The organism is Bradyrhizobium manausense (assembly GCF_001440035.1).
GTDB lineage: Bacteria > Pseudomonadota > Alphaproteobacteria > Rhizobiales > Xanthobacteraceae > Bradyrhizobium > Bradyrhizobium manausense.
In genome coordinates this window covers 255060-267943 of sequence record NZ_LJYG01000094.1, presented here as the reverse complement: position 1 = coordinate 267943, position 12884 = coordinate 255060, and the positions used below count along the sequence as shown (strand labels likewise).

At 60.2% G+C, this 12884-nt stretch carries 15 protein-coding genes; 9 read left to right on the top strand and 6 right to left on the bottom strand.

Translation table 11 applies throughout. The features are described from left to right. Positions 1 to 63: 63 nt before the first annotated feature. From AOQ71_RS22950 to AOQ71_RS22945, 3 genes are all read left to right on the top strand, one after another. A complete protein-coding gene (locus AOQ71_RS22950) occupies positions 64 to 786 on the top strand; it encodes a Bax inhibitor-1/YccA family protein (RefSeq protein ID WP_057751374.1) in 723 nt (240 codons plus the stop codon). Positions 787 to 853: 67 nt separating this feature from the next. Continuing rightward, the gene (locus AOQ71_RS43720) at positions 854 to 1054 is read left to right on the top strand and encodes a DUF2905 family protein (protein ID WP_245317078.1); all 201 of its coding nucleotides are present in this window, start codon (positions 854 to 856) and stop codon (positions 1052 to 1054) included. Further along, the gene (locus AOQ71_RS22945) at positions 1029 to 2243 is read left to right on the top strand and encodes a baeRF11 domain-containing protein (protein ID WP_057751372.1); all 1215 of its coding nucleotides are present in this window, start codon (positions 1029 to 1031) and stop codon (positions 2241 to 2243) included. Before AOQ71_RS43720 ends, AOQ71_RS22945 begins: the two co-directional genes overlap by 26 nt. 172 nt (positions 2244 to 2415) lie before the next feature. Here the strand turns inward: AOQ71_RS22945 and AOQ71_RS22940 are convergent, their stop codons facing one another. The 4 genes from AOQ71_RS22940 to AOQ71_RS22925 form a co-directional block, all read right to left on the bottom strand. Further along, positions 2416 to 3069, bottom strand: a complete 654-nt coding sequence (locus AOQ71_RS22940) for a BON domain-containing protein (RefSeq protein ID WP_057751435.1) — start codon at positions 3067 to 3069, stop codon at positions 2416 to 2418. An 85-nt stretch (positions 3070 to 3154) separates the two neighbouring features. Next, a complete protein-coding gene (locus AOQ71_RS22935; RefSeq protein ID WP_057751370.1) occupies positions 3155 to 3898 on the bottom strand; it encodes an ROK family protein in 744 nt (247 codons plus the stop codon). Positions 3899 to 3981: 83 nt separating this feature from the next. Continuing rightward, a complete protein-coding gene (locus AOQ71_RS22930) occupies positions 3982 to 4788 on the bottom strand; it encodes a mechanosensitive ion channel family protein (RefSeq protein WP_057751368.1) in 807 nt (268 codons plus the stop codon). Further along, complete coding sequence (locus tag AOQ71_RS22925) at positions 4785 to 5000, bottom strand: hypothetical protein (protein WP_057751365.1); 216 nt, start codon at positions 4998 to 5000, stop codon at positions 4785 to 4787. The genes AOQ71_RS22930 and AOQ71_RS22925 overlap by 4 nt, the downstream gene beginning before the upstream one ends. Before the next feature lie 347 nt (positions 5001 to 5347). Between AOQ71_RS22925 and AOQ71_RS22920 the strand changes: the two genes are divergently transcribed. The 6 genes from AOQ71_RS22920 to AOQ71_RS22895 all read left to right on the top strand — a co-directional run bounded on the left by AOQ71_RS22920 (position 5348) and on the right by AOQ71_RS22895 (position 11502). Beyond that, positions 5348 to 6463 carry an AI-2E family transporter gene (locus AOQ71_RS22920; RefSeq protein WP_057751362.1) on the top strand — a complete coding sequence of 372 codons (1116 nt, stop codon included), beginning with the start codon at positions 5348 to 5350 and terminating at the stop codon, positions 6461 to 6463. A gap of 200 nt (positions 6464 to 6663) precedes the next feature. Beyond that, positions 6664 to 8520 (top strand): glycoside hydrolase family 15 protein, encoded by a 1857-nt coding sequence (locus tag AOQ71_RS22915; RefSeq protein ID WP_057751360.1) that lies wholly within the window; start codon positions 6664 to 6666, stop codon positions 8518 to 8520. 203 nt (positions 8521 to 8723) lie between these two features. After that, complete coding sequence (locus AOQ71_RS43715; protein ID WP_083514417.1) at positions 8724 to 8957, top strand: DUF2188 domain-containing protein; 234 nt, start codon at positions 8724 to 8726, stop codon at positions 8955 to 8957. Between the two features lie 192 nt (positions 8958 to 9149). Further along, positions 9150 to 9458 (top strand): UBP-type zinc finger domain-containing protein, encoded by a 309-nt coding sequence (locus AOQ71_RS22905; RefSeq protein WP_057751356.1) that lies wholly within the window; start codon positions 9150 to 9152, stop codon positions 9456 to 9458. A gap of 732 nt (positions 9459 to 10190) precedes the next feature. Continuing rightward, the gene (locus AOQ71_RS22900; RefSeq protein WP_057751353.1) at positions 10191 to 11024 is read left to right on the top strand and encodes a universal stress protein; all 834 of its coding nucleotides are present in this window, start codon (positions 10191 to 10193) and stop codon (positions 11022 to 11024) included. 37 nt (positions 11025 to 11061) lie between these two features. After that, positions 11062 to 11502, top strand: coding sequence for an anthrone oxygenase family protein (locus AOQ71_RS22895; RefSeq protein ID WP_057751350.1), 441 nt, complete (start codon positions 11062 to 11064; stop codon positions 11500 to 11502). Between the two features lie 151 nt (positions 11503 to 11653). On the opposite strand, the gene AOQ71_RS22890 is transcribed toward AOQ71_RS22895, so the two are convergent. Continuing rightward, complete coding sequence (locus tag AOQ71_RS22890) at positions 11654 to 12097, bottom strand: Hsp20/alpha crystallin family protein (protein WP_057751348.1); 444 nt, start codon at positions 12095 to 12097, stop codon at positions 11654 to 11656. A 121-nt stretch (positions 12098 to 12218) separates the two neighbouring features. Then, a complete protein-coding gene (locus AOQ71_RS22885; protein ID WP_057751346.1) occupies positions 12219 to 12875 on the bottom strand; it encodes a BON domain-containing protein in 657 nt (218 codons plus the stop codon). Between the last annotated feature and the right edge of the window lie 9 nt (positions 12876 to 12884).

Below are 12884 nucleotides of genomic sequence, written 5' to 3'. Positions count from 1 at the left end.
GGCGATCGAGACGACGACTGGCTATTGCGCTTGCAGCACCGAGCGAGCTTACAGGAGCGAGTGATGAGCTATTATACGCCCAATGATCCCAATGCATCGTTCGGAATGGCAGCGCAAGCTCGCATCGAAGCCGGGCTGCGGCAACACATGCAGCGCGTTTATGGCTATATGGCAGGTGGATTGATATTGACCGGCCTCGTCGCCTATGCCGCCGCTTTCTCGGGCTTCTATCAGGCCATCGAGGGCACGCCGCTGCTCTGGATCGTGATGCTGGCGCCGCTTGGATTCGTGCTGGTTTTGAGCTTCAGGATCGAACGCATCAGCGTCGGCGCCGCGGTCCTGCTGTTCTGGATCTACGCTGCGGTGATGGGCCTGTCGCTGGGCGGAATCTTCCTGGTCTTCACCGGAAGCTCGATCGCGCGCGTCTTCTTCATAACGGCGGCAACCTATGGCGTCACGAGCCTGTACGGGTTTACAACGGGTGCCGATCTCTCGCGGTTCGGTTCCTTTCTGTTCATGGGCCTGATCGGCATTGTGATCGCCTCGCTGGTGAACATCTTCACAAGATCGGATGCCGTCCAGTTCGTGATCTCAATCGCCGGCGTGATACTGTTTGTGGGTCTCACCGCCTACGATACCCAGCGCATCAAGGCCATGTACCTGGAATCCGACACGGAGGAGTCGGCCGGCAAGAAGGCCGTGATGGGAGCGCTGGCACTTTATCTCGATTTCGTCAATCTATTCATGCTGCTGCTGCAACTGTTCGGTCAGCGACGCCAGAATTGATGAGGGATTCGGCCTAGATGGCGCCCGTCCTCATCGTGCTCGGTCTACCCTTGCTGCTGGCGGGCTGTTGTGGCCGCATCTCAGCCAGATCGGGCTTGGACGTCTGCCTGGCGACATAGTCATCGAGCGCGAGAATATGACGCTTCTATTTTCGCCGGCGACATGCGCGGCGCGGTTGCATGGAGCAGTCGCCGTGATTGACGGTCGTCAAGGTCATTCCGTGGCGATGTCGCGAATATTGCATGGACGGTTCACTGGCAGCCTTTGAGGACCCGATGCTTCACATCGATATTCCAACCATCGCGGAGTTCAGGGATCTTGCGCAACTCAGGGCCGAGTTCTGCATTTCCATGTACATGCCGATGTCTCGGCTTGGTGCGAACGCCGAGGCCAATCGCACGCTATTCAAGGACCTGGCGAAGGAGGCGCTCGTCCAATTGAGGCAAGCAGGCGTCAACACGCGCGTGATTGAGGCGTTCGAATCGCGCTTCGAGCAACTCGCCGGAGGCGAACACGATCCGGATCAGGACAAGGTCCGGCAGCGCCAGCGGGCCAAGCCGGACGAGAGCCTCTCGTTTTGGCACTATCAAGGCAACGGACTTGCCGTGCTGGCGGTACCCGAAATGTTGCACACGTTCCGTATGGCGGAAACACCGAGGCAGCTGGTGGAGGTGGCCGACCGTTTGCAATTGGCACCGTTGTTGCGGGCGATGACCTCGCGGCACGATGCTTTCGTGCTGGCGCTCGCGGAAGAAAGCGTCCGGCTTGTGCAGGTCTTTGCCAATTCTCCGCCGTTGCGGGTGTGGGTGCCAGGACTGCCCAAGAATGCGGAGGAGGCGTCGCATCGTCCATCATTCCATGTCCGTGCGCCCCGGGGACGCTTGCAAAATCTCGAAGGCGAGAAAGTGCTCCTGCACCAATATGTCGAGAAGGTGGATCACGCCGTCCGGGATGTGCTGCGCGGGCATACGACGCCGCTTATCCTCGTGGCTGTCGAGCCGCTGGCTTCGATGTTCCGCGCGGTTTGCGACTATCCAGAGTTTGTCGAGCAAGCCATGCAGGGCAATCCGGACCGGCTTACCGACGCTGAACTGGAGGATCGGGCGATTCCGATTCTTGATCAGCTCTATGCACGGGAAGTCACCAACTTGATCGCGCGATATGAGGAGTTGAAGCCGCGGCGCGCCACAACGGACCTCTCTTACGCAGCCCATGCGGCGACCGCAGGTGCGGTCGATCAGTTGCTTGTGGACCTCGATGCCGTCGTGCCCGGGCTCGTTAGCGATGTCGACGGCAGCGTGACCTATGCGGCTTCCGACGATGCGGAAGTCTATAATGTCGTCGACGAGGTGGCGCGGCGAGCGTTGTGCACCGGGGCGAGAGTGTTGGCCGCGTCGCGAGAACAATTGCCGGAGCGCGCGCCGTTGGCGGCAATCCTCCGCTATCAATTCATTTGATCGCCGTCGTCCGATCGGTCTTCGGCTCGCCGTTCCGGTACCACGACCGGCGGTTTGCCTGGGCCGGCCCCCTGTCGGGGCGGCTTCATTCGGATCGGCTTCGTCAATGGCGATCGCCTTGTCGGTTTCCTTTGGGCACTCTCCGTCGGTCCTTTGGATGGATCGCTTGTGGTCAGAGACCGATCACGATGCGGTCTTCAACGTGCGTCACACCTGGCGCTGACCAGGCAACGCGTTCGGCTTCCTCCCGCTCCGTCCAGGAGCGGACGGTGCCGTTCAAGATTACCTCGCTGCCTCTGGCCTCGACACTGATGCGATTGGCATCGAGCGTCGCGCTTCGCTTGAACGCTTCCTGGATCCTGCGCTGGATGTCGGTGGGCTGGACCGCCGGCCTCAGCTGGATCACGTTGGTGACACCCTTCACGCCCTTGATCTTCCGCACCGCGTTTTCGGCGATCGTCTTCTGGTACTGCCACTCGGCTGTTCCTTCGAGCGTGGTCCAGCCGTCCTTGACGATCACTTTGATCTTGTCGTGGGACATCGGCAGTTCTGACCTCAGCGCGGCCACCGCATCGCGTGCGATCTCGGGATCGGGGCGCTGGTCGATTGTGGGGAGGCGCACTTCGATGTCGTTGGCAACGGCATGAACCCCGGCAACTCGCTTCGCAGCGGCTTCGGCCTCGAGGCGGTCGGTGTAGCTACGGGTGAAGCCCGCCAAGGTGACGATGCCATCCCTGACCGAGACGGCGATATCTCCGGCGTTCAGGTCGGGGTTCCATTGCAGTTCATCACGAACGTCTCGTTCGATTTCGCTGTCGGATTTCATGATCTGCTCCATATTCCGCAAGAATGAAACTCGGACGATTGCAGCTCATCGTACGAACCTCTGGACAGGGCGGGCATGACGACCATCAACTTCCCGCTCGTAGTTCTTGGCCTCCGACCGTGTGCTCCGAACGTTTAGTCGCCCCATCCTGCCAGAGCCTGAATCCGCCTTTGAAGGCCTTGTCATTGGTTCCCAGTCGCGCGTAGGGAGGCTGCTTGCCGATCTTGTGGGCGTTGCCGCCCCCCAGAACGACGTACTCGGGCTCCAGCGCCGCAATCAGGCGCTTCACCACGTCGTCGACGCTCCGTCTCCATTTTATCTTTCCGAGATGCTTGAGGCCGGCGGCACCAACGAAGTCCTCGAAGGTCTTTCCCTTCCGGTACGGCAGGTGTCCGAGCTCCATAGGTTCGAGGACGCCGTCGACGATCATGGCGGATCCCAGGCCCGTGCCTAGCCCGAGAAAAAGCATCTTGCCGCCTTCATAGTTTCCCAAGGCCTGCATCAGGGCATCATTGACCACCTTGGTCGGACGGCCGAACGCTTTCTCGAAATCGAATCCCGCCCATCCGGGTCCGAGGTTGTGGGGCTCCGCGAGCGGGCGGTTGCGGATAACGGGCCCGGGATATCCCACCGAGACGACGTCGTAGCTCCAGTCCTTTGTGAGCTCTTTGACTTTCTTCACCATCCTCTTGGCGGACAAATGCGGCCCAGACGAAAACTCGCGTTTCGTACGGCCCTTGTCCGTCATGACTTTCACATGAGACCCGCCTACGTCGATCGTCAGGACCGTGGATCGCGATCTACGCTTTCTCTCCTTTTTCTTCTTCATGCGTTTCTTTCTCATCTACGTACCGATGACCGCCATTCCTGCGGAGCCGGCAAGCTCGTGGACTCAGCGCGTCTCTCCCGCGATTACCTTTCTGCGGACGCGCTAGGCGAGTGCTCCGCCACCAGGCGTCCGACCCGGTCCAGCACCTCCTGCCGCACGGCGTCCGTGTCCGTCGGCTTCACGGCAGCCGTCACGGTCAGTTCGACGACGGGACGATCCGCATGGGTGATGTCGATCACGCGCGACACATGCACCGCCGGCTGAGCTCGCCTATCCAGACGGGGGTCGCTGCGGAGCTCCCGCAACACGGTGTTAGCAATCGCGTCTGCCGGTGCGCCGGCCGGCACCGGGAAGGAGACCTTGACGTCGCCGGTCCTGGGATAGGCACTGTGGTTCAGGATCGGCTGACCCCAGACAGCGGCATTCGGCAGGAGGATCTGGGTGTTGTCGGCCCCGACGAGCTCCGTCATGAACAGCGAGAGAGAGTTCACCGTGCCCGCCCTGCCGCCGACATCGACCTCGTGGCCGATCCGAAAGGGCCGAAAGATGAGCAGCATCACGCCAGCCGCAAGATTGGATAGGGTACCCTGCAGCGCCAGGCCGATGGCCAGCGAGGTCGCCCCCAGCACGGCGACGAGGCTTGCCGTCTGGATTCCGAACATCTGCAGCACGGCGATACCGACGATGACGAGCGTCGCATAGCGGGCTAGGCTCGCCAGGAACGCCGTCACCAGTGCGTCCACGCGATGGGTCAGGGTCAGCAGGCGACACACAGAGCGGTACGCCACGCCCGACAGCCACCAGCCCACGATCAATAGAACCGCGGCGTAGATTGCGTCCAGGCCGTAGATGACCAACGATGCCTTGAGAGTTTCGAGATTGACTGTCATGGCGTCTCCATGCGGTCCTGCTTGCGCAGTGCCAGGTAGCCGTGAATGCCCGGAGCAGCTTTGCTTGATAAGCAGCAAACGCGCGACGGCCCGAAATGGTTTGCGCCGCCTATCATCAGTTTGCCGGCGTGGCCGCGCACGTTGGCCACGCAGGCACTGTTTACGCGACTTCGATGGCGGCTGGCCTGCGGCCCGTTCTTGTTGCCGGGCATGACTGCGCGATTGCGATAGGGGCCGCCTTAAGCAGTGCTAGGGCAGTATTGCTGACGGCTTTCATTGCGGCCTCCAGTGATGATGGTGCTCTGAACGCGTCTTGCCTCCGGGCGTTCCTCGTCCAAGTCTTGAGATGTACCAGCGGAAAAGCTCAGTGTGACCCTGCCGGAGGTGGGCAGCTGGCGGGTAGGCTGCCTTGTTGCCGCGGGGCGGCCCACGATCCCTGAACCCGGCGCACGGTGTGCAGCATCGCTGGCAGTTGATGGCCGTCAATGTGTGCAAAGGTACGCGTTGTATTCTGTCTACTGCAGCCAGTCATTTTACGGCGAAACATTCGTGAGCTAAGATGCAGCTTTATGAACTCACATCGAGCAATGATGGCGGGCTCCGGTCGATCGGCAAGTTAGAGCCAACTTTCGATTCACGCACCCGGGCGATCGCCCAATTGGCTATTGCGATCGCAGTGGTGCTCTTGGCGCTCTGGGTGGTGCGTGAGTTTCTGGTGGCGCTGACCTGGGCAGCGCTAATCGCCATCGCGATCTGGCCGGTCTACATTCAGTTCGCGCGGCTGATCTCCCGCCGCCGTGCTTCCTTGTCAGCTCCATTGCTGTTTACGCTTCTGACCGGACTTGTTCTGCTTGTGCCCCTGATTTTGGTGGCGCATCAGATTGCACAGGGAAGCGGCGCCTTTCTACGGGCGCTCTATCGCCTGCGTGAGAGCGGAATTGCAGTCCCGGTCTGGCTTGTGCAACTGCCGATCGCCGGCCAGAACCTCGAACTCTGGTGGCGCGCCAACCTCGGCAATCCGGATGTTTTGAGGGAATGGCTTCGCGGCGTGAATATCGAAACACTCACGTCCTGGACCGGAGCCCTCGGGGGAGCGTTGTTGCATCGCCTATTTCTCTTCGCAATTACGCTGATCGCTCTGTTTGTCGCGCTTCGCGATGGAGACTGGCTGGCTGATCGCGCCTTGACCACCGCCGACAATCTAGTCGGACATCGCGGCGCGCGCTTGGTAAGCAGGATCGCCGATGCAATCCGCGCCACCGTGAACGGGACGATCGCAGCAGCAATCCTGAAAGGCGCCGCCATCGGTATCGCGTATGTCGCGATGGGAGTGCCGCATCCGCTACTGTTCGCGGCTCTGACGACGGCGTTGGCTATGGTGCCTCTTGGCGCATGGATCGCGCTCACCACGGCGGCACTGATATTGGCTTCGCACAGCAGTGCGTTGCTGGCGCCCGTAGGCTTATTCGTTTTTGGCGCAGCGATCTTGCTGATCGGTGACAATCTCGTTCAGCCGGCGCTGATTGGAGGGACTGCGCAGCTACCATTCCTGTTGGTACTGATCGGAATCCTCGGCGGGGTCGAATCGTTCGGATTGATCGGTCTATTTCTCGGCCCGGTGATTATGGCGGCTCTGCTTACCGTTTGGCGTGAATTGATTGGCGTCGAGCCTTGACTGGATTGCCGAAACGCTCATCGGTCAGCCGCCCTTTCCGGTATTCCGACTCCCGCAAGCAGTCCAAATGATAAAGCGACCGCAAGGCGTGCGCCCGCGGAGCAAGTCAGGGAGGAAAGGCCGGGGAGGCAGCGACAACTTTGGCAGGTCACTCATCCCCACCGACGTTTGCTTTCGTCGGTATCGGCCTGAGGCATCAAATGGCGCTCAGAATCGAAGATTATGCAATGATTGGGGACTGCAAGTCCGTCGCCCTGGTTGGGCGCAGCGGCTCGATCGATTGGCTGTGCTGGCCGCGATTTGACGCGGCAGCTTGCTTTGCGGCCCTGCTTGGCGAAAGTGGCAACGGGCGCTGGCTCATTGCACCAAAGGGCGAGCCGATCGAGACCACGCGACATTATCGTTCAGGCACTCTGGTCCTCGAGACGGAATTTCGAACCACGACAGGCACTGCGACACTGGTCGATTTCATGACGCCTGGAGACGGCGTTAATCTTGTGCGCATTCTTATCGGCAAACACGGACGAGTAGACTTTCGCACTGAATTTGTAGTTCGCTTCGACTACGGCACGACGGTCCCTTGGGTCAGCCGGCTCGACGACGGGGGTATCAGCGCGATCGCCGGTCCGGAGCGACTGGTGCTGCGTACGGCAACGCCGCTTCACGGCGAGGATTTGAAGACGGTTGGTGAGTTTACCCTCGAAGCAGGGCAGTCAATCCCGTTCGTCCTTAGCTACGGGTCTTCGTTTCAAGCCCCTCCACCGGCGATTGGTGCATTCAATGCACTGAAGCGAACCGAGGAATTTTGGCGCGGATGGAGTGATCGGTGTCCCGCGGTCGGACCATGGACGGAGGCCGTCAAACGTTCGCTGATTACGTTGAAAGCCCTGACCTATGCCCCGACCGGCGCGATTGTCGCCGCTCCCACTACCTCGCTGCCGGAGCTTATCGGAGGAATCCGGAATTGGGACTATCGTTTTTGCTGGTTGCGCGACGCCACCTTTGCGCTGCTCGGCTTGATGCATCTCGGATATTTTGACGAAGCACGGGCGTGGCGGGACTGGCTGCTCCGTGCTGTCCCTGGCAGTCCACAGCAGGTGCAGATCGTCTACGGGATAGGGGGAGAACGCTGGTTGCCCGAGATGACAGTTCCGTGGCTCGCCGGCTATGAGAGATCCCCGCCGGTGCGCGTCGGAAACGCGGCCTACCAGCAGCTTCAACTCGACGTGCTCGGCGAGGTCGCTGACGCCATGTTCCACGCCGCCAAGGGGGGAATAGGTTTGACCGATCGCGGGCGCGCCCTGCGGCCTCTCATGTTGGAATATCTCGCAAGCGCCTGGCGAGAACCAGATCAAGGCATTTGGGAAGTTCGTGGCGAGCGACAGCACTTTGTCCATTCCAAAGTCATGGCCTGGGTTGCGTTCGATCGCGCAGCGAAGGAGTTCGCTACCGAGGGATCAACCGAGGCAGCACGACATTGGCGGGAGGTGGCGGATGAAATCCACGCCGACGTGTGCGAGCGGGGCTTCAACCGGGATCTCGGGACTTTCGTGCAGGCCTATGGCTCTAAACAGCTCGATGCCGGCTTGCTGCTGATCCCGCTCGTAGGCTTTCTGCCGGCAAGTGATCCACGCGTGCAGAGCACGGTTCGGGCCATTGAGAGGAGGCTTTTGATCCAGGACGACTTCATTCTGCGGTATGAACGGGCAAATCACAGCGACGGGCTGCCGCCGGGAGAAGGCGCTTTTCTCGCGTGCAGCTTTTGGCTCGTCGACAACTACATTCTCCAGGGACGCTATTCGGAAGCCCGTAGGCTGTTTGATCGCCTCCTCTCGCGCTGCAATGACGTGGGTCTGCTTGCCGAGGAATACGATCCGTTCGCCGGCCGCATGCTTGGTAATTTTCCGCAAGCCTACAGCCATGTGGGCTTGATTTGTTGCGCGTTGAACCTTTCTCGCGAGACATCCCCACTAGAAGCGCGGGGCACGCCGCAGGGTCAATCGGCGCAAGCGGCTCAAACCGAAACGGTGCCAAACTTAGATCGACTTTCTCGTTGAATCGTCCGGGTTGGAGCAACCCGGGCCGCCGCTCATCAGTGCGGGCGAAGCTATGGCCTCCCATTGCCTCGAAAGGCATCAGAAGTTGACATCAGTCAAGGTCAGTATCCGTTCTGCCCCTGGCGAGTGAACGATTGACGTCTGTCAGCGTGCTTCAACGATACTGGCATTATCCAGCTTTCAGCTTCCCACGTGGAGTTCAGATGATGTCAGATGCCGCGGTTCACGTAATCCCCAACACCAATTTCGACGACTGGATCGTACGAACCGACGCGGGCAATGAAATCGCTCGTTATGCTACGCGCGAAACGGCGGAGCGGGTCGCCCAACAGATCGCGCAAGAGCGATCGATCGACCTTGTAGTTCATCTTCCTGACGGAAGAACCATTCGTAAGAGCTTTGCAAAGGGATGGCTATCCAAGCTATTTGGAGAATGATCATTGGGTTCGCCGCGGCTTACGCGCTCGCTGCCGTTCGCTTGTGGATGTCCACGGCGGGGTCCTTCGTTACCGGACCGATCCAGGCGGCGGATCGCTTTTCTGGTTTGCCCTCCCGCGGTCGCGCTTTGACGGCCGTCAATTTGGCGTGTGCCAAGCTGTGATAGGCATATATTAAATTGAGAGGCGCACATGCCGATATTCTGCCGACACTTGGCGACAATCCGCGACGTTGTTCCGAGCGCACCGGGCTGTGAGGAATGCCTGAAGACGGGCTCACAATGGGTGCATCTGCGTGTCTGCAGACGGTGCGGGCATGTCGGCTGCTGCGATGAATCGCCCAATCGGCACGCGACCAGGCATTTTCGCGCGACCGGACATCCGATTATCGAGGCGTATGATCCGCCAGAGGGTTGGGGCTGGTGCTACGTCGACGAGACGATGTTCGATCTTTCGGACCGGCCGACGCCGCATCTCGGACCGATTCCCCGGTATTATTGAGCCGCAGGCGCGCGTCGAGCGCGGCTAGCTACCGCGCTCACCGCCGATGCTGATCGACGCAGCCTTTGTTCGCCGCGATCCCGCGTCAGCGAGGGTAGCCGGTATAGTCCTTCTGGCCATCGCCACAATAGGGGGTGGATCGTCTTGCCAATGCGATCCGCTCTCAAGCTCGGTACTCCCATCCCGGATATTGTCGGGCAATCGTTGACGAACGCCAATGCGCGAGCGGAGCACGCGGGTAGCATCTCCATGGCGATGGGCTAGTTGGGCTGGGTGTACGTATGCTGCGCTTGTCGGGTTGGATGCTCAATTCGTCAGGCAGACAAGGTGGAGATCTGCGATGAAGAAGGTTCTGATAACGCTCGTCACTGGAACGTCTTTTGCTTTTGCCGCAATTGCGAGTCCGTCACCGGTGCAAGCTCGCTGGAGGCACCCTTTCCCGGTCGCTCCGGTGGTGGGCGGGCTCGCGGCAGGGGCTCTGATTGGCGCTACGCTCGCGGCACCAAGGCCATATTACGTATATGAGCCTGTGTTCTACGGACCGCATTGTATCGTCAGACGCGAGCGGATCTGGGATGGATGGGCTTGGCGCTTTCGCAGCGTAGAGGACTGTTACTGAGCTTTGCCAAGGAGCGCGATGCGCCGGCGAATACGGAGTAGCGGCACTCATGGATGGCAGACCGAAGGATGTGCCCGTGAGCAACGCGCGCAGTTTGGACGGGAGAGCATCGGATGATCAAGGACGTCATCGTCAATCTGGAGCACGACGTCGCGCGCGACCGGGCCCGTGATTTTGCTATTTCGGTTGCTGAGAGCTTCGACGCGCATATCGTCGGCGTTACCTTCGTATACGTGCCGGAATTTCCCGGCTACGTGACGCCACAGTTGCAGCCTGAGATGCTCGATCAAATGATCGAGGCGAGCAAGAAGGTCGCGATGGCCGCGATCGATCAGTTCGACGCGGCCGCCGGGAGCAGCCAGCTTTCTGCCGAACATCGTCTGCTAAGAACGATGGGAGAGGGCGCGCCCACGATGCTGGCGAAGCTGGTCCGGCGGTTCGATCTTGGCGTATTCATGCAGTCCGATACCAAGCGCGTGCAGAACGATGCCCTGATCGAGAGATCGCTGTTTCAATCAGGGCGTCCGCTGATTGTCGTTCCGTACGTCCAGAGGGACCGTTTGAAGCTCGACCGCATCGTATGCTGCTGGGACGGAAGCAACACCGCCGCGCGCGCGATCAACGATGCGCTTCCGCTGCTTGTAAGGGCGACCACCGTCAAGTTGCTGATCGTTCTTGACGAGAAGACAAAGAATGACGGACATGAGAGTCGCGGCGCTCAGATGGCGGACCACCTCGCCCGGCACGATGTCAAGGTCGAGGTCGAGGTCATGCCGGCTCCCGACATTGATGTCGCAAGTGTCATCCTGTCCTACGTAGCTGATTGCTCAGCAAGCCTGATCGTCATGGGCGGCTATGGCCACGCACGGATTCGCGAGTTCATTCTCGGTGGTGTCACCCGTGAGATGTTGAAGTCGATGACCGTTCCGGTGTTCATGTCGCATTGACCATGCCGTTTCTGGATCTGTGTGAGGAGCCCGCAGCATGCGGCCTGGTCTTTACGCCTTCGCTGTCGCAGCCGCCTTTCTCGGGGCCACGCTCTATATCGGGGTAGTTGAGCAGCCAGCCCGTCTGAAGCTCGGCGGCCGCGCGATGTTAAAGGAATGGACGTTTGGCTTTCGTCGCGGCACGCTCACGCTGTCCGTCCTCGCGGTCGCGTCCGCTGTCCTTGCTTACATTCAGTTCAGACTTGACGGCGACGTGCGCTGGATCATCGGCGGCATCACGATCCTGGCGAGCTGGCCATATGCATATTTCGTGATGATGCCGATGAACATCTGGCTCTGCGCCATGTCACCTGGACAGGTGATCTCTCCCGTCCGCAAGCTGATGCGGGATTGGGGATTGCTGGAATGGGGGCTCACGTTGATCGGTTTCGCTGCCTGTTGCTCGTTCGCCTGGGTGCTTGAACTGCCGGCGCATTGACGTTCGTCGACCTGGCAGGCGAAGTTCGTGGCACGGCTATACAGCACATCGGCACATTCGGCTTGTTGCGCCCAGTTCCGCATCAAGGCGGGGCGCGCCTGGGCCGTTGGGAGGGAAACGGCAGGCGCGTCCCGCAAGCCGCCTGGGGACTTCAAGCGGCTTGTTTGGTTTCTTCCTTACCTTCCTTGACCTCGATTTTCTTCGGTTCGGGTTTTGCCGGCTTGGGAATCGAGATTTTGAGGACTCCGTTTGACATTGTCGCCTGCACGCTCGACGGGTCGATTCCCGGCGGAAGCTGCAGGACGCGCAAGAACACGCCGTAGCTGCGCTCGCTGTGCTGGACGTTCTTGTCCGTCTTGTCGTCCTCGATTTTCTTCTCGCCGCGAATGGTGAGCATGTCGTCGTCGATCGATATCTCGACATCCTTGCGCTCGAGGCCGGGCATTTCAGCGCTGACCTCAATCGCGTTATCGTTCTCCGAGACATCGATCTTGGGGACAAGCTGCGCGCCGTTTGGGCCAATGCCTTGGGCGACTTCGTTGAACAACCTGTCGATCTCTCGATGCAGGCCGAACAAACCGAAATCGGGCTGCATCAGCGCGCCGGGTTCGCGAAACGGGACCAGTGATCTCAACCTCATGGGGACTCTCCTGTTTTTGGGTCGCTTTGTGATTTGCGTGCGACATGAGACCCGCGGTCAGCGCGCGGGCGATTGCTTAGTAGGGGCTGACCACGATGCGATCGTCGACCCTGGTGACGCCGGGTGCCGACCAGGCAACGCGCTCCGCTTCCTCGCGTTCGATCCAGGAGCGAACGGTGCCTTTCAGGACCACCTCGCCGCCATTCGCTTCGACGGAAATATGGTCCGCATCGACCTCCGCATTCCGCTTGAAGGCGTCCATGATCTTGCGCTTGATTTCCGTTGGCTCAAGATTTGGCTTGACCGTGATGACGTTGGTCACGCCCTTGACGCCCTTGATCTTTCGCACTGCGTGTTCAGCGGCCGTCTTTTGATATTGCCACTCGACAGCCCCTTCCAATGTGATCCACCCGTCCTTGACGACGGCCTTGATCTTCTTATGGGAGATCGGTAACTCCTGCTTCAGCGCCGCGACCGCATCTCGCGCTATATCCGGATCTGGGCGCTGATCGATCGAAGGCAGCCGAACCTCGATGTCATTCGCCACAGCCTTGACGCCGGCCACGCGCTTTGCTGCCGACTCCGCTTCGAGCCTGTCGGCATAGCTATGGGTGAAGCCCGCAAGGGTCACCACGCCATCCTTGACTGAAACGGCGATGTCGGAGGCGTCGAGATCTGGATCCCATTTCAACTCGTCGCGGACATCACGTTCGATTTCGCTGTCGGATTTCATTGTCGTTGT

Excerpts from the sequence above, each read along its gene's own strand:
- AOQ71_RS22950 (WP_057751374.1), top strand. The coding sequence starts at position 64 with ATGAGCTATTATACGCCCAATGATCCCAATGCATCGTTCGGAATGGCA.
- AOQ71_RS22945 (WP_057751372.1), top strand. The coding sequence starts at position 1,029 with ATGGACGGTTCACTGGCAGCCTTTGAGGACCCGATGCTTCACATCGAT.
- AOQ71_RS22940 (WP_057751435.1), bottom strand. The coding sequence starts at position 3,069 with ATGAAATCCGACAGCGAAATCGAACGAGACGTTCGTGATGAACTGCAA.
- AOQ71_RS22935 (WP_057751370.1), bottom strand. The coding sequence starts at position 3,898 with ATGAAGAAGAAAAAGGAGAGAAAGCGTAGATCGCGATCCACGGTCCTG.
- AOQ71_RS22930 (WP_057751368.1), bottom strand. The coding sequence starts at position 4,788 with ATGACAGTCAATCTCGAAACTCTCAAGGCATCGTTGGTCATCTACGGC.
- AOQ71_RS22925 (WP_057751365.1), bottom strand. The coding sequence starts at position 5,000 with ATGCCCGGCAACAAGAACGGGCCGCAGGCCAGCCGCCATCGAAGTCGC.
- AOQ71_RS22920 (WP_057751362.1), top strand. The coding sequence starts at position 5,348 with ATGCAGCTTTATGAACTCACATCGAGCAATGATGGCGGGCTCCGGTCG.
- AOQ71_RS22915 (WP_057751360.1), top strand. The coding sequence starts at position 6,664 with ATGGCGCTCAGAATCGAAGATTATGCAATGATTGGGGACTGCAAGTCC.
- AOQ71_RS43715 (WP_083514417.1), top strand. The coding sequence starts at position 8,724 with ATGATGTCAGATGCCGCGGTTCACGTAATCCCCAACACCAATTTCGAC.
- AOQ71_RS22905 (WP_057751356.1), top strand. The coding sequence starts at position 9,150 with ATGCCGATATTCTGCCGACACTTGGCGACAATCCGCGACGTTGTTCCG.
- AOQ71_RS22900 (WP_057751353.1), top strand. The coding sequence starts at position 10,191 with ATGATCAAGGACGTCATCGTCAATCTGGAGCACGACGTCGCGCGCGAC.
- AOQ71_RS22895 (WP_057751350.1), top strand. The coding sequence starts at position 11,062 with ATGCGGCCTGGTCTTTACGCCTTCGCTGTCGCAGCCGCCTTTCTCGGG.
- AOQ71_RS22890 (WP_057751348.1), bottom strand. The coding sequence starts at position 12,097 with ATGCAGCCCGATTTCGGTTTGTTCGGCCTGCATCGAGAGATCGACAGG.
- AOQ71_RS22885 (WP_057751346.1), bottom strand. The coding sequence starts at position 12,875 with ATGAAATCCGACAGCGAAATCGAACGTGATGTCCGCGACGAGTTGAAA.